This window comes from Streptomyces sp. NPDC048370 (assembly GCF_043200825.1).
In the GTDB taxonomy this organism is placed as follows: Bacteria; Actinomycetota; Actinomycetes; order Streptomycetales; family Streptomycetaceae; genus Streptomyces.
Genome location: NZ_JBICYI010000007.1, coordinates 59,449 through 78,523 on the forward strand (window position 1 = coordinate 59,449; position 19,075 = coordinate 78,523).

General features: G+C 72.3%; 15 protein-coding genes and 1 tRNA gene. 13 read left to right on the forward strand and 3 right to left on the reverse strand.

Annotation, left to right across the window (positions count from 1 at the left end):
* The first annotated feature begins 55 nt into the window (after window positions 1–55).
* Window positions 56–337: an HU family DNA-binding protein gene (locus tag ACGFYP_RS17285; RefSeq protein WP_017237029.1), complete on the forward strand. Its 282-nt coding sequence runs from the start codon at window positions 56–58 to the stop codon at window positions 335–337.
* Between the two features lie 180 nt (window positions 338–517).
* On the opposite strand, the gene murA is transcribed toward ACGFYP_RS17285, so the two are convergent.
* Window positions 518–1,858, reverse strand: a complete 1,341-nt coding sequence (gene murA / locus ACGFYP_RS17290; protein WP_361962553.1) for a UDP-N-acetylglucosamine 1-carboxyvinyltransferase — start codon at window positions 1,856–1,858, stop codon at window positions 518–520.
* 264 nt (window positions 1,859–2,122) lie between these two features.
* Between murA and ACGFYP_RS17295 the strand changes: the two genes are divergently transcribed.
* From ACGFYP_RS17295 to ACGFYP_RS17335, 9 genes are all read left to right on the forward strand, one after another.
* Window positions 2,123–2,683 (forward strand): YqgE/AlgH family protein, encoded by a 561-nt coding sequence (locus ACGFYP_RS17295; RefSeq protein WP_393493616.1) that lies wholly within the window; start codon window positions 2,123–2,125, stop codon window positions 2,681–2,683.
* A gap of 30 nt (window positions 2,684–2,713) precedes the next feature.
* A complete protein-coding gene (locus tag ACGFYP_RS17300; protein WP_361962557.1) occupies window positions 2,714–3,010 on the forward strand; it encodes a DUF3039 domain-containing protein in 297 nt (98 codons plus the stop codon).
* Window positions 3,011–3,275: 265 nt separating this feature from the next.
* On the forward strand, window positions 3,276–4,619 hold the full coding sequence (locus tag ACGFYP_RS17305; RefSeq protein ID WP_393493620.1) for an extracellular solute-binding protein: 1,344 nt from the start codon (window positions 3,276–3,278) through the stop codon (window positions 4,617–4,619).
* Window positions 4,620–4,624: 5 nt separating this feature from the next.
* Window positions 4,625–5,587 (forward strand): carbohydrate ABC transporter permease, encoded by a 963-nt coding sequence (locus tag ACGFYP_RS17310; protein WP_393493622.1) that lies wholly within the window; start codon window positions 4,625–4,627, stop codon window positions 5,585–5,587.
* Window positions 5,584–6,423, forward strand: a complete 840-nt coding sequence (locus ACGFYP_RS17315) for a carbohydrate ABC transporter permease (protein ID WP_393493626.1) — start codon at window positions 5,584–5,586, stop codon at window positions 6,421–6,423. The genes ACGFYP_RS17310 and ACGFYP_RS17315 overlap by 4 nt, the downstream gene beginning before the upstream one ends.
* 4 nt (window positions 6,424–6,427) lie before the next feature.
* A complete protein-coding gene (locus tag ACGFYP_RS17320; protein WP_393493628.1) occupies window positions 6,428–8,089 on the forward strand; it encodes a beta-N-acetylhexosaminidase in 1,662 nt (553 codons plus the stop codon).
* A 226-nt stretch (window positions 8,090–8,315) separates the two neighbouring features.
* A complete protein-coding gene (locus ACGFYP_RS17325) occupies window positions 8,316–9,191 on the forward strand; it encodes an FAD binding domain-containing protein (protein WP_393493631.1) in 876 nt (291 codons plus the stop codon).
* A complete protein-coding gene (locus ACGFYP_RS17330) occupies window positions 9,188–10,558 on the forward strand; it encodes a 2Fe-2S iron-sulfur cluster-binding protein (RefSeq protein WP_393493634.1) in 1,371 nt (456 codons plus the stop codon). The genes ACGFYP_RS17325 and ACGFYP_RS17330 overlap by 4 nt, the downstream gene beginning before the upstream one ends.
* A complete protein-coding gene (locus ACGFYP_RS17335) occupies window positions 10,555–12,873 on the forward strand; it encodes a xanthine dehydrogenase family protein molybdopterin-binding subunit (protein ID WP_393493637.1) in 2,319 nt (772 codons plus the stop codon). Before ACGFYP_RS17330 ends, ACGFYP_RS17335 begins: the two co-directional genes overlap by 4 nt.
* 303 nt (window positions 12,874–13,176) lie before the next feature.
* Here ACGFYP_RS17335 and ACGFYP_RS17340 read toward each other — a convergent pair.
* Window positions 13,177–13,251, reverse strand: a tRNA-Cys gene (locus tag ACGFYP_RS17340).
* A 168-nt stretch (window positions 13,252–13,419) separates the two neighbouring features.
* Here ACGFYP_RS17340 and ACGFYP_RS17345 point away from each other — a divergent pair.
* From ACGFYP_RS17345 to ACGFYP_RS17355, 3 genes are all read left to right on the forward strand, one after another.
* Window positions 13,420–14,880, forward strand: coding sequence for an MFS transporter (locus tag ACGFYP_RS17345; protein WP_393493640.1), 1,461 nt, complete (start codon window positions 13,420–13,422; stop codon window positions 14,878–14,880).
* Window positions 14,881–15,173: 293 nt separating this feature from the next.
* Window positions 15,174–16,964, forward strand: a complete 1,791-nt coding sequence (locus ACGFYP_RS17350; RefSeq protein WP_361962581.1) for a DEAD/DEAH box helicase — start codon at window positions 15,174–15,176, stop codon at window positions 16,962–16,964.
* A gap of 445 nt (window positions 16,965–17,409) precedes the next feature.
* Window positions 17,410–18,051, forward strand: coding sequence for an IclR family transcriptional regulator (locus tag ACGFYP_RS17355; RefSeq protein WP_260229619.1), 642 nt, complete (start codon window positions 17,410–17,412; stop codon window positions 18,049–18,051).
* Window positions 18,052–18,092: 41 nt separating this feature from the next.
* Here ACGFYP_RS17355 and ACGFYP_RS17360 read toward each other — a convergent pair whose 3' ends face one another.
* A complete protein-coding gene (locus tag ACGFYP_RS17360; RefSeq protein WP_393493646.1) occupies window positions 18,093–19,070 on the reverse strand; it encodes an ArsR/SmtB family transcription factor in 978 nt (325 codons plus the stop codon).
* Window positions 19,071–19,075: the final 5 nt, after the last annotated feature.

The window sequence follows — 19,075 nt, forward strand, 5'->3', positions numbered from 1 at the left end:
CAGCATCGGCATCGATCTCACGCCTCACAGGCAAGAAGAACACGGGAGTAACAACATGAACCGCAGTGAGCTGGTGGCCGCCCTGGCCGACCGCGCCGAGGTGACCCGCAAGGACGCCGACGCCGTGCTGGCCGCTCTCGCCGAGACCGTCGGCGAGGTCGTCGCCAAGGGCGACGAGAAGGTCACCATCCCCGGCTTCCTGACCTTCGAGCGCACCCACCGTGCCGCTCGCACCGCTCGTAACCCGCAGACCGGCGACCCGATCAACATCCCGGCCGGCTACAGCGTGAAGGTCTCCGCGGGCTCGAAGCTCAAGGAAGCCGCCAAGGGCAAGTAAGGCGCCGAGGGCCTGGAAGCGGGCCTGAAGCGACGGAAGGGCGGCCACCCTGTCAGGGGGTGGCCGCCCTTCCGTTTGCCCGTGTGCGGGCGCGCTGCGTCTGTTTCACGACGAAACCCCCGGGCCCCGGTGAGGGGGCGCCGGGGGTTTCGGCGAAATCGGGGTGTGTGCTGCGCCGGGTCAGACGAGCGCGCTGCCCGGGAGCTCGACCTTCGCGCCCAGCTCGACGAGCTTCTCCATGAAGTTCTCGTAGCCGCGGTTGATCAGGTCGATGCCGTGGACCCGGGACGTGCCCTGGGCCGCGAGTGCCGCGATCAGGTACGAGAAGCCGCCGCGCAGGTCCGGGATGACCAGATCGGCGCCCTGGAGCTTCGTCGGGCCCGACACGACCGCCGAGTGCAGGAAGTTGCGCTGGCCGAAGCGGCAGTCCGAGCCGCCCAGGCACTCGCGGTACAGCTGGATGTGCGCACCCATCTGGTTCAGCGCGGAGGTGAAGCCGAGCCGCGACTCGTACACCGTCTCGTGGACGATGGAGAGGCCCGCGGCCTGCGTCAGCGCCACCACCAGCGGCTGCTGCCAGTCGGTCTGGAAACCGGGGTGCACGTCCGTCTCCAGGTGGATCGCGTTGAGCGAGCCGCCCGGGTGCCAGAAGCGGATGCCCTCGTCGTCGATCTCGAAGGCGCCACCCACCTTCCGGTACGTGTTGAGGAAGGTCATCATCGACCGCTGCTGCGCGCCGCGGACGTAGATGTTGCCCTCGGTCGCCAGCGCCGCGGACGCCCAGGAGGCCGCCTCCAGACGGTCCGGGAGCGCGCGGTGGTTGTAACCGTCGAGACGGTCCACACCGGTGATCCGGATCGTCCGGTCCGTGTCCATGGAGATGATCGCGCCCATTTTCTGCAGGACGCAGATCAGGTCCTCGATCTCCGGCTCCACGGCCGCGTTGGAAAGCTCGGTGACGCCCTCCGCCAGGACGGCCGTCAGCAGCACCTGCTCGGTCGAGCCGACCGAGGGGTACGGCAGCCGGATCTTGGTGCCGCGCAGCCGCTGCGGGGCCTCCAGGTACTGGCCGTCGGCCCGCTTCTCGATGGTCGCGCCGAACTGGCGCAGCACGTCGAAGTGGAAGTCGATCGGCCGGCCGCCGATGTCGCAGCCGCCCAGGCCCGGGATGAAGGCGTGGCCGAGGCGGTGCAGCAGCGGACCGCAGAAGAGGATCGGGATGCGCGACGAACCGGCGTGGGCATCGATGTCGGCCACGTTGGCGGACTCGACGTGCGTCGGGTCGAGGACCAGCTCGCCCGGCTCCTCGCCGGGGCGGACGGTCACTCCGTGCAGCTGGAGGAGTCCGCGGACCACGCGGACGTCACGGATGTCGGGCACATTGCGCAGCCGGCTCGGCCCGCTACCGAGCAGGGCGGCGACCATCGCCTTGGGCACGAGGTTCTTCGCGCCGCGGACGCGGATCTCGCCCTCAAGCGGGGTTCCGCCGTGGACAAGCAGTACATCGTCTGTGCCGGTCATGAATCTCGCGTTCCGGAGAGGTCGGGCAGGGGGCCAGGGAAAAGGGTAAGGCTCGCAGACCCCCCGCCCGGAAGCCCGAGGGGGCCCCACAGATGTAATGAATTCGGCACAACACCCTCTGTTCATGTGATCTTGCGGAGCGTTACCGTCCGTTTGTGTCCGTACGAGACCTCCGCGGCCGCTCTGAACTGCGCGGCTCGCCGGTCTGTCCACACTCCTTCCTTCGGCCCCCGCGAACCCGGAAGATGCGGGATCATGTGTCGCATGACCGAGGTGTCCTCGCTCACAGGACGGCTGCTCGTCGCCACCCCCGCACTGGCCGACCCCAACTTCGACCGCGCGGTGGTGCTCCTCCTCGACCACGACGACGAGGGCTCCCTCGGCGTGGTCCTGAACCGGCCGACCCCCGTCACGGTCGGCGACATCCTCGCCCCGTGGGCCGAGCTCGCGGGCGAACCGGGTGTGGTCTTCCAGGGCGGCCCCGTCTCCCTCGACGCGGCGCTCGGCGTGGCGGTGATCCCCGGCGACGAGGGCCCGCTCGGCTGGCGCCGGGTCTTCGGCGCGATCGGCCTGGTCGACCTGGAGACCCCGCCGGAGCTCCTCGGACCGGCCCTCGGCTCCCTCCGTATCTTCGCCGGCTACGCGGGCTGGGGCCCGGGCCAACTGGAGACGGAACTGGGCGACGGAGCCTGGTACGTGGTCGAGTCCGAACCCGGCGACGTCTCCTCCCCCCGCCCGGAATCCCTCTGGCGCGAGGTCCTGCGCCGCCAACGCAGCGACCTCGCGATGGTGGCGACGTACCCGGACGACCCTTCGCTCAACTGACCCGTCCGGTCTTCAGTACCCTTGGTGCCTATGAGCACTCTCGAGCCCGAGCGCGGGGCAGGTACGGGAACCCTCGTCGAGCCGACGCCGCAGGTGTCCCACGGTGACGGCGACCACGAGCGCTACGCCCACTACGTCCAGAAGGACAAGATCATGGCGAGCGCCCTCGACGGCACTCCCGTGGTGGCGCTGTGCGGCAAGGTCTGGGTTCCGGGGCGCGACCCCAAGAAGTACCCGGTCTGCCCCATGTGCAAGGAGATCTACGAATCCATGGGCGCCGGTGGCGGCGACAAGGACAAGGGCAAGGGCGGCAAGGACAAGAAGTAGGACGGTCCTGGGAGGCGGTCCTCCGCGGTCCTCCGGGACGGGTCTCGCTGTCGGGGCGGCCCCCGGTGCGCGCACTTCGGTGCGTGTGCCGGGGGCCGTTCGCGTGTCCGGGGGTCAGGGGCGGTGCGTTGCACGGGGTGCGTCGGCCGGTCACAGAGTGGTTGAGACCACTTGTCCGGGAGTTGGTCCGCCCCTAACCTCACGCGTGTTGTGCAGCACGAAACGCCCGTTGCGTATGTTGCAACACCTTCGGAGGGGATCCGTCATGAAGCTTCCTGCCCTCCCCCAAGCTCTCGGCTTCGCTCGAGCAGGGGGGACCCCCATCGCCGCCACCGTCACCGCCCTCGTCCTCGCCGGCCTCACCGCCACCGCCTGCGCCCCGCAGACCTCCGACGGCAAGGCCGCGACCGACGAGAAGAGCGGCACCCTGCGCGTCTGGCTCTTCCAGGAGGTCGACAACGCGCCCAAGAAGAAGGTCGTCGACGGCGCCATAGCCGCCTTCGAGAAGCGGAACCAGGGCGCGAAGGTGGAGGTCGAGTACATCCCCGTCGAGACCCGCGCCCAGCGCGTCAAGGCCGCCTTCAACGACCCGAAGTCCGCGCCCGACCTCATCGAGTACGGCAACACCGACACCGCCGGCTACGTGAAGGACGGCGGACTCGCCGACATCAGCGCCGAGTTCGGCGCCTGGGACGAGGCCAAGGACACCGACGCCACCGCCAAGGCCTCCGTCACCGTCGAAGGCAAGATCTACGGCGCGCCCCTCTTCGTCGGCGTCCGCGCGCTCTACTACCGCACCGACGTCTTCAAGGACCTCGGCCTCTCCGCCCCCAAGACCCAGGCCGAGCTGATCGCGACCGCGAAGAAGGTCCACAAGGCCAAGCCCGAGCTGTACGGCCTCGCCGTCGGCGGCGCCTACACCTACGGCGCCATGCCGTTCATCTGGGCCAACGGCGGCGAACTCGCCACCCAGAACGGCACGTCGTACACCTCCGCCATCAACAGCGAGGCCGCCCGCACGGGCATCACCGCCTACACCTCCCTCTTCGGCGACGACAACTGCCCGGCCGCCAAGTGCGCCCAGATGGGCGGCAACGCCACCGTCACCGCCTTCGCCTCCGGCAAGGCCGCCATGGCCATCGGCGGCGACTTCAGCCACGCCGCCGTCGAAGCCGGCGCCGTCAAGGGCAAGTACGCCGTCGTCCCGCTGCCCGGCCTGACCCCCGGCTCCATCGCCCCCGCCTTCGCGGGCGGCAACAACGTCGGCCTGTTGAAGAGCAGTTCGCACCGCACCCTCGCCGTCGACCTGATGAAGTCCCTCACCGGCAAGGAGACGCAAGGCAAGCTCTTCGACGCGATGGGCTTCCTGCCGACCTACACCGATGTCCGGGCGCGGGCGGCGCAGAAGGAGCCCTTCGTGAAGCCCTTCATCGACACGCTCGCCGCCGGCGCCAAGTTCGTCCCCGCGTCCCCCGGCTGGGGCCAGATCGACGCCTCGCTGGTCCTGCCGACGATGTTCCAGGAGATCGTCAGCGGCCGTAAGGACGTGAAGGCGGCCTCCGACGACGCCGCGAAGAAGATGGACGCGGCGTTCGCGGCCGCGGGCTGACCGGCATGACCCTGACCACCGCCACGAAGAACCGGGGGCCGGCGCCCGCCGTCCCCCGGCCCCGCCGCCCCCGGCGCCCCCGAGGTCCCCGGGGCCGCGCGGGCTGGACGCCCTGGCTCTATCTGCTCCCCGCCCTCGTCGTCCTCGGCGGGCTCCTCGTCTACCCCATCTACCAACTCGGGCTCATCTCCTTCCTGGAGTACACCCAGGCCCAGGTCAGCGGCGGCGAGCCCACCTCCTTCCAGGGCTTCGGCAACTACGCCACCCTCTTCGCCGACCCGCAGTTCTGGCAGGTCCTCCTCGCCACCGTCCTCTTCGCCGCCGCCTGCGTCGTCACCACCCTCGCCGTGGGCTGCGCGCTCGCGGTGCTCCTGACCCGCGTACGGGCCGTGCCCCGCCTCGCGCTCATGCTGGCCGCGCTCGGCGCCTGGGCCACCCCCGCCGTCACAGGCTCCACGGTCTGGGTCTTCCTCTTCGACCCCGACTTCGGCCCCGTCAACCGGCTGCTCGGGCTCGGCGACTTCTCCTGGACGTACGGGCGCTACAGCGCCTTCGCCCTGGTCCTCTTCGAGGTCGTCTGGTGCTCGTTCCCGTTCGTGATGGTCACCGTCTACGCGGGCATCAAGGCCATCCCCGGCGAGGTCCTGGAGGCCGCCGCCCTCGACGGCGCCTCGCAGTGGCGGATCTGGCGCTCGGTCACGGCACCGATGCTCCGGCCGATCCTGGTCGTCGTCACGATCCAGTCGATCATCTGGGACTTCAAGGTCTTCACCCAGATCTACGTGATGACCAACGGCGGTGGCATCGCCGGGCAGAACCTCGTCCTCAACGTGTACGCGTACCAGAAGGCCTTCGCCTCCTCCCAGTACAGCCTGGGCTCGGCGATCGGCGTCGTCATGCTGCTGATCCTGCTCGCGGTGACGCTGGTGTACCTCCGTCTGCTGCGTCGCCAGGGAGAAGAACTGTGAGCACCCTTCGCATCCGGCGGCCCGGGCGCCTCGCCGCCGAGGCCACCGCCCTCCTCGTCGCCGCCGCGGTCGCCTTCCCGCTGTACTGGATGGTCCTCTCGGCCTTCAAACCGGCCGGCGAGATCCAGTCGACCGAGCCGCGGCCGTGGACCCTCTCGCCGTCCCTCGACTCCTTCCGGCGCGTCTTCGAACAGCAGGACTTCGGGCGGTACTTCCTCAACTCGCTGATCGTCGCCTGCACGGTGGTCCTCGCCTCCGCGCTCATCGCCTTCCTCGCGGCGACGGCGGTCACCCGCTTCCGTTTCCGCTTCCGGACGACGCTCCTGATCATGTTCCTCGTCGCCCAGATGGTGCCGATCGAGGCGCTGACCATCCCGCTGTTCTTCCTGATGCGGGACGTCGGCCAGCTCAACACGCTGGGCTCGCTGATCCTGCCGCACATCGCCTTCTCGCTGCCGTTCGCGATCTGGATGCTGCGCGGCTTCGTCAAGGCGGTGCCGGAGGCGCTGGAAGAGCAGGCCGCGATCGACGGCGCGAGCCGCACCCGCTTCCTGTGGCAGATCCTCTTCCCGCTGGTCTTCCCCGGGCTCGTGGCGACCAGCGTCTTCTCGTTCATCTCGACCTGGAACGACTTCCTGTTCGCGAAGTCGTTCCTCATCAGCGACACCTCGCAGTCCACCCTCCCGATGGCGCTGCTCGTCTTCTTCAAGCCGGACGAGAACGACTGGGGAGGCATCATGGCCGGATCGACCGTGATGACGATCCCGGTGCTCGTCTTCTTCGTACTCGTACAGCGCCGTCTGGTCTCCGGGCTGGGCGGGGCGGTGAAGGACTGACGTCATGACCGACAAGGACCTCATTCCCGCGCCCTCGAACGTCGAGAGCCCCGACTCGGGCGATTTCCTTCTGAGTTTCCGTACGGCCCTCGTCGCCGGGCCCGGCACCGAGTCCACCGAGCGCTGGCTGCGCGCCACCCTCGGCGCCGCGTTCGGCCTGTCGCTGCCGCCCGCGCCGCAGGGCGCGGGCAACAGCCTGTCCCTGCGCGTCGACGACACCCTCGGACCGGAGGCGTACCGGCTCACCGTGCGCGCGGACAGCGCGGACAGCGGGGGCAGCGGGGGCAGCGGGGACAGCGGGGTCGAGATCGTGGGCGGCGATCCGGCCGGTGTCTTCTGGGGCGCGCAGACGCTACGTCAGCTCCTCGGCCCCGACGCCTTCCGCAAGGCCCCCCGCCCCGGCGCCGTCGCGGCCGTGACCGCCCAGGTCGTCACCGACGCCCCCCGCTTCCGGTGGCGCGGGCTCATGCTCGACGTGTCGCGGCACTTCATGCCGAAGGACGACGTCCTGCGGCAGCTCGACCTCATCGCCGCGCACAAGCTCAACGTCTTCCACTTCCACCTCACCGACGACCAGGGCTGGCGCGTCGAGATCAGGCGCCACCCGCGCCTCACCGAGGTCGGCGCCTGGCGGGCCCGTACGAAGTGGGGGCACCGGGCCTCGCCGCTCTGGAACGAGACGCCGCACGGCGGGTTCTACACCCAGGACGACATCCGCGAGATCGTCGCGTACGCCGCCGAGCGGCACATCACCGTCGTCCCCGAGATCGACATCCCGGGCCACTCGCAGGCCGCCATCGCCGCCTACCCGGAGCTCGGCAACACCGACGTCGTCGACACGAGCGCCCTCACCGTCTGGGACACCTGGGGCGTCAACCCGAACGTCCTCGCCCCCACCGACACCACCCTCCGCTTCTACGAGGGCGTCTTCGAGGAGATCCTCGACCTCTTCCCGTCCACCTTCGTCCACGTCGGCGGCGACGAGTGCCCCAAGGACCAGTGGAAGCAGTCCCCGACGGCCCAGGCCCGCATCAAGGAGCTGGGCCTCGCCGACGAGCACGAGCTCCAGGCCTGGTTCATCCGCCACTTCGACCGCTGGCTCGCCGACCGGGGCCGCCGCCTCATCGGCTGGGACGAGATCCTGGAGGGCGGCCTCGCGCCCGGTGCCGCCGTCTCCTCCTGGCGGGGGTACGCGGGCGGGATCACCGCCGCGGAGGCGGGCCATGACGTCGTCATGTGCCCCGAGCAGCAGGTGTACCTGGACCACCGTCAGGCGCCGGGCGAGGACGAGCCGATGCCCATCGGCTTCGTCAGGACCCTGGAGGACGTCTACCGCTTCGAGCCCGTCCCGCCCGGCCTGAGCCCCGAGGCCGCCGCCCATGTCCTGGGCACCCAGGCCAACGTGTGGACCGAGGTCATGGAGAACCGCTCCCGCGTCGACTACCAGGTCTTCCCGCGCCTCGCCGCCTTCGCCGAGGTCGCCTGGTCCGCCCTCCCCGAGCCGGGGGAGCGGGACTTCGCCGCGTTCGAGCGCCGGATGGCCGCCCACTACCGGCGCCTGGACGCCCTCGGCGTCGACTACCGGCCGCCCGCCGGACCGCACCCGTGGCAGCGGCGTCCGGGAGTCCTTGGCAGGCCCATCGAGGGGGCGCCCCCGAACGTGTGAGGCACCTCGCGTCCCCACGTCACCCAAGAGCGGCAAAACGGAAGTTACCGTCTCCGGGTGGGGCTTCCTGGACGGAACCGTCCTTCGCGGACCCTCGCGTCGGACGGCTCGGAAGATGTGCCAGAGTTGCCACGTCCGGCCTGTGAGCACGTACGGTACGGCCACACAGGCGCGAAAGCCGGGGACGAGTCGGGGACCGCCGGGGACACCGGGAAGGGGCAGCGGGTTGACCACGCACGCACCACAGACGGCGCAGTCCGTGACGCTGCCGGCCTCGCTCGACGAGGCCGTGGCGGCGCTCACCGCCATGCCCGCCGCCGTACCGGTCGCGGGCGGCACGGACCTGATGGCCGCCGTCAACAAGGGCCAGCTCAGGCCGGCCGGACTCGTCGGCCTCGGCCGGATCAACGAGATCCGCGGCTGGCAGTACCAGGACGGCCACGCCCTCCTCGGCGCCGGTCTCACCCACGCCCGGATGGGCCGCCCCGACTTCGCGGCCCTCATCCCCGCCCTCGCGGCCGCCGCGCGCGCCGCGGGGCCGCCCCAGATCCGTAACGCGGGCACCCTCGGGGGCAACGTCGTCACCGCGGCGCCCACGGGCGACTCGCTGCCCGTCCTGGCGGCCCTGGAGGCCGACCTCGTCGTCATGGGCCCGCTCGGCACCCGCGAGATCCCCGTCTCCCATCTCCTGGCGGGCCGCGACCTGCTGGCCCCCGGCGAGCTGGTCGCGTTCGTCCGCGTACCCCTCCTGCACGCTCCGCAGGTCTTCCTCAAGGCCACGGGACGCACGGGCCCGGCCCGCGCAGCCGCCTCCGTCGCGGTCGTCCTCGACCCGGCGCGGCGGGGAGTGCGCTGCGCCGTCGGCGCGATCGCCCCGATGCCGCTGCGGCCCCTGGAGGCCGAGCACTGGATCGCCTCGCTGGTGGACTGGGACGGCGACCGGGGGCTCGCCCCCGAGGCGCTGACGGCCTTCGGCGAGTACGTGGCGGCGGCCTGCATCCCGGACCCGCCGGGCGAGGAGCAGCTGCCACCGGCCGTACTGCACCTGCGGCGCACGGTCGCCGCGCTGGCTCGACGGGCACTGGGGAGGGCGCTGTCGTGAGCAACGAACCGAACGCGAACGCGAGCGGGGGCGGCTGGGAGCCGATCCCGCTGAGCGAGGGGTACGACGGCGACGCCACGGCCTTCGTCCACCTGCCGCCGGAGTTCATGCTCGACGGCGTCCCGCTGGAGGCGCCGGGCCACGGTTACGTACCGCCGATGATCGTGCCGCTGACGCCGCTCACCCCGGCCGCCGGTACGGACCCGGCGGCGACGGGCCAGTGGGTCGTGCAGACGCCGACGGCCGCGGAGCAGTCGGCCGAGCACCCGGTGGAACAGTCGGCGGAGCACGACCCGCACGCGACGGGCGAGTGGACCTTCGCGGACGCCGTCGAGCCCGACCCGCACGCGACCGGTCAGTGGAACTTCGCAGGGACGACGGAGTCGGCCGACCCCGCGGCGACCGGGCAGTGGACGATCCCGGTGGTCACGGAGGGCGCCGACGCGTCCGACGACTCGGGCGAGTACACGACCTCGATGCTGGCGCAGTACGCGAGCAGCGCCCCTGCGACCCTGCCGGGCGGCGCGCCGGCGCCCTGGGCGGTCCAGGAACCGACGGCGGAGGCGGTCCAGGAGCAGGAGCCGGACCACGGGCCTGAGCAGGGGCCGGTGGCCGAGGCGGCGGAGTCCGGTGAGCCGGTCTCGTCGGTCCCGCAGGCGCCGTCCGCGCTTGACGCGCTCTCGGCCTCGCCGGAGTACGCCACGCCGGAGGCCGAGGCTCCCGAGGAGGCCCCCGAGGCCCAGGCCCCTGAGGCTCAGGCCCCCGAGGAGGCCCTCGACGCTCCCGCCTCCACGGGCAGCAGCGCGGACAGTGACGAGCATCCGCACATCTCGTACCTCCTGCGTGTGAACGGCGCCGACCGTCCCGTGACGGACTCCTGGATCGGTGAGTCGCTGCTCTACGTCCTGCGGGAGCGGCTCGGTCTGGCCGGCGCCAAGGACGGCTGCTCGCAGGGCGAGTGCGGCGCGTGCAACGTCCAGGTCGACGGCCGGCTCGTCGCCTCCTGCCTGGTGCCGGCTGCGACGGCGGCCGGCAGTGAGGTGCGTACGGTCGAGGGCCTGGCCACCGACGGCGAACCGTCGGACGTGCAGCGGGCCCTGGCCCGGTGCGGGGCCGTCCAGTGCGGCTACTGCGTACCGGGCATGGCCATGACCGTCCACGACCTGCTCGAAGGCAACCACGCTCCGACCGAGCTGGAGACCCGGCAGGCGCTCTGCGGCAACCTCTGCCGGTGCTCGGGCTACCGGGGCGTGCTCGACGCCGTGCGCGAGGTCGTCGCCGAGCGCGAGGCGCAGACGGCCGCGTCGGCCGACGAGGCGCGCATCCCGCACCAGATTCCGCACCCGCACGACGGAGGCATGGCGTGAGCAGCGACGCGACCACCGCCACCACCACCCCCACGGCGCTCGACACCCTGGAACCGGAGCCCGCGGCCCACGGCCTCGGCACCTCCCTCCCGTCGGCCGACGCGCGGGCGAAGGCCGAGGGCACCTTCCCGTACGCCTCCGACCTCTGGGCCGAGGGCCTGCTGTGGGCGGCGATCCTGCGCTCGCCGCACCCGCACGCCCGGATCGTGTCGATCGACACGAGCGCGGCGGCGGACATGCCGGGCGTACGGGCCGTGGTGACCCACGCCGACGTGCCGGGGGAGGCGACGTACGGCAGGACGGTCGCCGACCGGCCGGTCTTCGCCTCCGACCTGGTCCGCCACCACGGTGAGGCGATCGCGGCCGTGGCCGCGGACCACCCGGACACGGCGCGGCTCGCGGCGGCGGCGATCGCGGTCGAGTACGAGCTCCTGGACCCGGTCACGGACCCCGAGAAGGCGTTCGCGGCCGAGGCGTTGCACCCCGACGGCAACCTGATCCGCCACATCCCGCTGCGGTTCGGGGACGCGGAGGCGACGGGCGAGGTCGTGGTCGAGGGCCTGTACCGGATCGGCCGCCAGGACCCGGCCCCCATCGGCGCGGAGGCCGGCCTCGCCGTGCCGCGCCCCGACGGCGGGGTCGAGATCTACACGGCCTCCACCGACCCGCACACCGACCGGGACCTGGCGGCGGCCTGCTTCGGCCTGTCGCCCGACCAGGTCAAGGTCGTCGTGACGGGAGTTCCGGGGGCGACGGGCGACCGTGAGGACCCGGGCTTCCAGATTCCCCTGGGCCTCCTCGCCCTCCGCACGGGCTGCCCGGTCAAGCTCACCGCGACGCGCGAGGAGTCCTTCCTCGGCCACGCCCACCGCCACCCGACGCTGCTGCGCTACCGCCACCACGCGGACGCGGAGGGCCGGTTGGTGAAGGTGGAGGCGCAGATCCTGCTGGACGCGGGCGCGTACGCGGACGCCTCGTCGGAGTCGCTGGCGGCGGCGGTGTCCTTCGCCTGCGGCCCGTACGTCGTGCCGCACGCCTTCATCGAGGGCTGGGCGGTCCGTACGAACAACCCGCCGTCCGGCCATGTGCGAGGCGAGGGCGCGATGCAGGTGTGCGCGGCGTACGAGGCGCAGATGGACAAGCTGGCGGCGAAGCTGGGCGTGGACCCGGTGGACGTACGGCTGCGCAACGTCCTGGCGACGGGGGACATCCTCCCGACGGGCCAGACCGTGACCTGCCCGGCCCCGGTGGCCGAACTCCTGTCCGCGGTCCGCGACTTCCCCCTTCCGTCCCTCCCGATGGACACCCCGGAGGAGGACTGGCTGCTCCCCGGCGGACCGGAGGGCGCGGGCGAACCGGGCGCGGTGCGCCGGGGCGTGGGCTACGCGGTCGGCATGGTCCACATGCTCGGCGCGGAGGGCGCGGACGAGGTCTCGACGGCGACGGTGAAGGTCCAGGACGGCGTGGCGACGGTCATCTGCGCGGCCGTCGACACGGGTTCGGGCTTCGCGACGCTCGCGCGGCAGATCGTCCAGGAGACGCTGGGCCTCGAAGAGGTCCACGTCGCCTCGGTGGACACGGACCAGCCGCCGGCGGGCCCGGCGACGCACGGCCGCCACACGTGGGTCTCGGGCGGGGCGGTGGAACGCGCGGCGAAAATGGTCCGCACGCAGCTGCTCCAGCCCTTGGCCCACAAGTTCGGCATGTCGACGGAGCTGCTCCAGATCACGGACGGCAAGATCACGTCGTACGACGGCGTCCTGTCGACCACGGTCACGGAGGCGATGGACGGCAAGGAGCTCTGGGCCACGGCCCAGTGCCGCCCCCACCCGACGGAGCCCCTGGACGAATCGGGCCAGGGCGACGCGTTCGTGGGCCTCGCCTTCTGCGCGATCCGCGCGGTGGTGGACGTCGACATCGAGCTCGGCTCGGTACGGGTGGTCGAGATGGCGGTGGCCCAGGACGTGGGCCGCATCCTCAACCCGGCCCAGCTGACGGCCCGTATCGAAGCCGGCGTGACCCAGGGCGTCGGCGCGGCCCTCACGGAGAACCTCCGCACGACCCGCGGCCTCCTCCGCCACCCGGACCTGACGGGCTACGCCCTCCCGACGTCCCTGGACGCCCCGGACATCCGCCTCGTGAAACTCGTCGAGGAACGCGACGTGGTGGCCCCCTTCGGCGCGAAGGCCGCGAGCGCGGTCCCGGTCGTCACCTCCCCGGCAGCCGTGGCCGCAGCGGTCCGCGCGGCCACGGGCCGCCCGATCAACCGCCTCCCGATTCGACCGCAGGCGGCGGTGGGGGCACCGACGGCGTGACGGTGTTGACGGCGTGACGGTGCTGATGCCGTGACGCCGTGACGCCGTGACGGGCGTGGCGCTGCGACGCCGTAACGGGTGTGACGCCGTGACGGCGCGACCTGGATTGGCGACCGGAGTGCCGGCGAGATCTGGCGGCCCCCGACCTGGCCGACGCCGCCGCGCGCAGGGTGGCCGGCCAGTTGGGCTGCCAGGACCCCCGGCTCACGGAGAGCACGCCGTCGAGGAGTGGAAGGTCCTGAAGCGGCGGGGTGTGCGGGGCCGCTCCGAAGAGCGGGCGCGGATGCGGTCGTGAAGATCGCTTGGAGACCGTGGCGGGAATTGAACCCGCGTAACTCGCTTTGCAGGCGAGCCCCTCAACCACTCGGGCACACGGTCGTGTTGGTGATGAGTACGACCGTAGGTGGGGTCGTCGGGGGGCTCAAGGGTTTCCGGGGGCGTGCAACACGACTGCCATGTCGCGTTCACGGTCGTACGTCCAAGGGACCAGGACGGACCCGACCTCGGACAGGGGTCATCCGGCGGTATGCCTCTTACCCTGGGAGCATGAGCGCCCTCGAACCCCGCGACGCAGACGTCGCGCCCGCCACCGCCGTCCCCTCCCCGGGCGGCGGCTCCGTGCTCGACCGGGAGCACCGGGCGCTCAGCATTGGGATCGTCTCCGTCGTCCTGCTCATCGCCTTCGAGGCGACCGCCGTCGGGACCGCCATGCCCGTCGCGGCGCGCGAGCTGAACGGCATCCCGTTGTACGCCTTCGCCTTCTCCGCGTACTTCACCACCAGCCTCTTCGCCATGGTCCTGTCCGGGCAATGGTCCGACCGCGGCGGGCCCCTCGCCCCGCTCACCGCCGGCATCACCTCCTTCGCCGCCGGGCTGCTGCTCTCCGGGACCGCCGGCACCATGTGGCTCTTCATCCTCGGGAGGGCCGTGCAGGGGCTCGGCGGAGGGCTGGTGATCGTCGCCTTGTACGTCGTGGTGAGCCGGGCGTACGCCGAGCACCTCCGGCCCGCGATCATGGCCGCCTTCGCCGCGAGCTGGGTCGTCCCCTCCATAGTCGGGCCCCTCGCCTCGGGGACGATCACCGAGCACCTGGGCTGGCGGTGGGTCTTCGTGGGGATCCCCGTGCTCGTGGTCCTCCCCCTCGCCCTCGCCCTTCCGGCCATACGTCGTACCGCCTCCGGGCCCGCCGACCCCGCCGCGCCCCTCCCGCCGTACGACCGGCGGCGCATCCGGCTCGCGCTCGGCATCTCGGCCGGCGCCGGGCTCCTCCAGTACGCCGGTCAGGAGCTGCGCTGGCTCTCGCTGCTTCCGGCCGTGGCGGGCGTGGCGCTGCTCGTGCCCGCCGTGCTCGGGCTGCTGCCGCGCGGCACCTACCGGGCCGCCCGCGGCCTGCCGTCCGTCGTCCTGTTGCGGGGCATCGCGGCGGGTTCGTTCATCGCCGCCGAGTCCTTCGTACCGCTCATGCTCGTCACCCAGCGCGGGCTGAGCCCCACGCTCGCCGGCCTCTCGCTCGCGGCCGGCGGCGGGACATGGGCGCTCGGCTCCTGGCTCCAGTCCCGGCCGTGGACGGAGCCGTACCGGGAGCGGCTCGTCGTCTTCGGGATGCTGCTCGTCGCGGCCGCGATCGCCGGCGCGCCGAGCGTCCTGATCGAGGCCGTCCCGGCGTGGATCGTCGCCGTCGCGTGGGCCTTCGGGTGCCTGGGCATGGGCCTGGTGATCTCCTCGACGAGCGTCCTGCTCCTGAAGCTCTCGGCGCCGGACGAGGCGGGCGCGAACTCGGCGGCCCTGCAGATCTCCGACGGCCTGTCGAACGTGCTGCTCCTCGCGGCGGGCGGCGCGGCGTTCGCCGCCCTCGGCGGGGGCGCGGTCGGACACGCCGCCACGACCGCGTCCGCCTCCGGCTCCCACCCCGCCGCCTTCGCCGCCGTCTTCCTGCCGATGGCGGGGGTGGCGCTGGTGGGGGCGTGGGTCGCCACGCGGCTGCGGGCTGGGCCTCGGGCCACCTGACCGAAGCCTCGCCGCGGCGGAGAGGGGAGCCATCGGGGGCGCACGAGGTGCCGTGGCGGGCTGCGCGAGGCGACGCGAGGGGCTGCGCGAGGCTGCGCGTGGGCTGCGCCCGACGACTGCGGGGGCTGCGCGGAGCGACGCGCCGGGCCGCGCGAGGCGACGCGTCGGCCGCACGCGGCGACGTGACCTGAGTCGCACCCGCGTCGCCCGCGGGGCGTTCGTACGAGGTTCCGGGCGGGCCGCCGGTAAGGTGGCCCGGTTGTCATATCTGGACGAGCGTCGAACCGGAGACCGTGACTACCACCGCCACCTCCTCCCATCACCTCTCTCCCGCCTTCCCCGGTCGGGCCCCCTGGGGCACCGCCAACAAGCTGCGAGCCTGGCAGCAGGGCGCCATGGAGAAGTACATCCAGGAGCAGCCCCGCGACTTCCTCGCGGTCGCGACGCCCGGCGCCGGAAAGACCACCTTCGCGCTGACCCTCGCGTCCTGGCTGCTGCACCACCACGTCGTGCAGCAGGTCACCGTCGTCGCCCCCACCGAGCACCTGAAGAAGCAGTGGGCGGCGGCCGCCGCGCGGATAGGGATCAAGCTCGACCCCGACTACAGCGCCGGGCCGCTCAGCAAGGAGTACCACGGCGTCGCGATCACCTACGCCGGTGTCGGCGTGCGGCCCATGCTCCACCGCAACCGCTGCGAGCAGCGCAAGACCCTCGTCATCCTCGACGAGATCCACCACGCCGGTGACTCCAAGTCCTGGGGCGAGGCCTGCCTGGAGGCCTTCGACCCGGCGACCCGGCGCCTCGCCCTGACCGGTACGCCCTTCAGGTCCGACACCAACCCCATCCCCTTCGTCACGTACGAGGAGGGGAACGACGGCATCCGGCGGTCCTCCGCCGACTACACCTACGGCTACGGCAACGCCCTGGGTGACGGGGTCGTCCGGCCCGTCATTTTTCTTTCCTACAGCGGCAACATGCGGTGGCGCACCAAGGCCGGCGACGAGATCGCCGCCCGCCTCGGCGAGCCCATGACCAAGGACGCCATCTCCCAGGCCTGGCGCACCGCCCTCGACCCGCGCGGCGATTGGATGCCGAACGTCCTGCGCGCCGCCGACCAGCGCCTCACCGAGGTCCGTAAGGGCATCCCCGACGCCGGCGGGCTCGTCATCGCCTCCGACCAGGACTCCGCCCGCGCCTACGCCAAGCTGATCCGCGAGATCACCGGCACCAAGGCCACGGTCGTCCTCTCCGACGAGGCCGCCGCCTCCAAGCGGATCGACGAGTTCAGCGAGAACAACGAACGCTGGATGGTCGCCGTCCGCATGGTGTCCGAGGGCGTCGACGTTCCTCGTCTCGCCGTCGGTGTCTATGCCACGACCATCTCGACACCGCTCTTCTTCGCCCAGGCCGTCGGACGTTTCGTACGTTCGCGCAGGCGCGGCGAGACCGCCTCCGTGTTCCTTCCCACCATCCCCAACCTCCTCGGCTTCGCCAACGAGATGGAGGTCGAGCGCGACCACGTCCTCGACAAGCCGAAGAAGGACGGCGAGGAGGACCCGTACGCCGAGTCCGAGAAGGAGATGGCGGAGGCCGAGAAGCAGCAGGACGAGGACACCGGCGAACAGGACACGCTGCCCTTCGAGGCGCTGGAGTCCGACGCCGTCTTCGACCGCGTGCTCTACGACGGCGCCGAGTTCGGCATGCAGGCCCACCCGGGCAGCGAGGAGGAGCAGGACTACCTCGGCATCCCCGGGCTCCTCGAACCCGACCAGGTCCAGCTCCTCCTCCAGAAGCGCCAGGCCCGCCAGATCGCCCACAGCCGCAAGAAGCCGGACACGGAGGCGGACCTGCTGGAGCTTCCTGCCGAGCGGCGGCCCGTCGTTTCGCACAAGGAGCTGCTGGAGCTGAGGAAGCAGCTCAACACCATGGTCGGCGCGTACGTCCACCAGAGCGGCAAGCCCCACGGCGTCATCCACACCGAGCTCCGCCGGGTCTGCGGCGGGCCTCCGAGCGCCGAGGCCACGGCCGGGCAGCTCCGCGAGCGGATCAAGAAGGTGCAGGAGTGGGCGACGCGGATGCGGTGAGCCGTACGTAGACGGACGGGAGCCGGGGACGGGGGCCGAGCGTCGGCGTCGCCGTCGCGTACGCGTAGCCCGTCCCGTGCTCGTACCCGTACCTCCGTACCAGTCCCTCCTGGCCCCGCCCTTGTGCCAACCCAGCCCCCTCCCACTGGCCTGATTCGTACGGACGACAAAGCCGATCTTGTCCGTAGAACCGCCCCGACCGGCCGACTTACGCCCTGAACCGTCCTTATCGGTGCGCATGCGCCCGGATTCTGGACGAGGTCTTCCGCTGAGCGGAGTGGCTCGCTACTGTCCCCGCAAATGCAATCGCCCCGTGGCAGCGCCGCCGCGGAGCGCAGCCGGTGCGCATGGCCTGCCGGCGGCCTCTGACGTGCGTCGCCGCGGGACCGGCGCCGCAGCTCTCGTTTGAAGGTCCGCCGTCACTCACTCCGAAGGAGAGGGCGTCGTGACCGCGGAAACCTCCCAGACGCTCGACCGGGGCCTCAGGGTCCTCAAGCTGCTCGCCGACACCGACCACGGCCTGACCGTCACCGAGTTGTCCAACCGACTCGGGGTCAACAGGACCGTCGTCTACCGTCTGCTCGCCACACTCGAACAGCACGCGCTCGTCCGACGGGACCTCGGCGGTCGCGCCCGGGTCGGCCTCGGCGTGCTGCGGCTGGGCCGTCAGGTCCATCCGCTCGTACGCGAGGCAGCGCTGCCCGCGCTGCGTTCGCTGGCCGAGGACATAGGCGCCACCGCCCATCTGACCCTCGTCGACGGGGCGGAGGCGCTGGCGGTCGCCGTCGTCGAGCCGACCTGGACGGACTACCACGTGGCCTACCGGGCCGGCTTCCGTCACCCGCTCGACCGGGGCGCGGCGGGCCGCGCCATCCTCGCGGCCCGGCAGGGCAGTCTCATCGAGCCCGGGTTCACGCTGACCCACGGCGAGCTCGAGGCGGGCGCGAGCGGTGCGGCGGCGCCGCTGGTCGGCATCACCGGCATCGAGGGCAGCGTGGGCGTCGTCATGCTCGCGGACGCGGTACCGGAGCGGGTCGGCCCGAGGGTCGTCGACGCGGCACGGGAAGTCGCCGACGCGTTGCGCTGACCCGACGGCGCCTTTGCGGGGCTGCCGCGGACCGGCGAGCGTCAGCCGCCGTCGCCCACCAGCAGTGCTCCCAGCGCCGTCCGTCGGTGTTCCACCGCCCGGCCCGCCCGCGCCGTCGTGATCAGGCCCGCCCCGCGCAGGGCCGACGCGTGGGCCGAGGCCGTCGCGTTGCTGACGCCCAGGCGGCGGGCCAGGGTCGTCGTCGTGTGGGCGTCGGTGAGGGCGCGGAGGAGCTCAAGGCGGGTGCGGCCGAGGACCGTCGCCAGGGACTCGTCCGTGCCGGGCGCCACGTCCGGTGTGAGCGGGAGGCCGGGCCCGGCCGCGTACGTCACCACCACCGGTCGGTCCGGCAGGTCCTGGACCAGCGGCCGGCCCGTCCAGTGGAAGGTCGGCAGCAGGACGAGGCCGCGGCCGGCGAGCGTGATCTCCCGCGTACCCGCAGTACCCGCCGCACCCGGCGTCGCCCACTCCCAGGCGCCCTCGCGCAGCCGTGTGCCGGGGACCAGGAGCGGCAGGGCCGTGCCGACGCCGTGTTCGGCGACCGTCAGGGCGTACCGCGTGAACTCCGCCCGGTGCAGGTCCTGCACCAGCGGCCACACCGGTGCCACGACCGTCTCGAAGGCCGCCCGCTGGGCGCGGCGCAGCACCCGCCGGGCGCCCGTCCCGCCCGCGTGGAGCTCGCGGATCCACTGTGGGGACGGGCGGGCCCCGTAGACCCGCTCCAGCTCGGAGCGCACCAGCTCCGGCCGTGCCGCCTCCACCAGGTCGAGGCCCTCCGTCAGCGTCTCGCCGAGGACGTCGAGGAACAGCGGGGGGTCGCCCGCAGGGACGAGATCCGCGAGGGGCGTCACGGCGTCCGGCAGGGACCGCGTCACCCGCCGCCGCCAGCGGCCGAAGAGCAGCTCGTCGCCGCCGCCGAACATCATCATGAAGGCCGCGTTCAGCTCCGGCACCGGGGACGGCCGGGCGGCGAACCGCACCCGGGCGAAGTCCTCCGCCGCGAAACGGATCCGGATCACCGCAC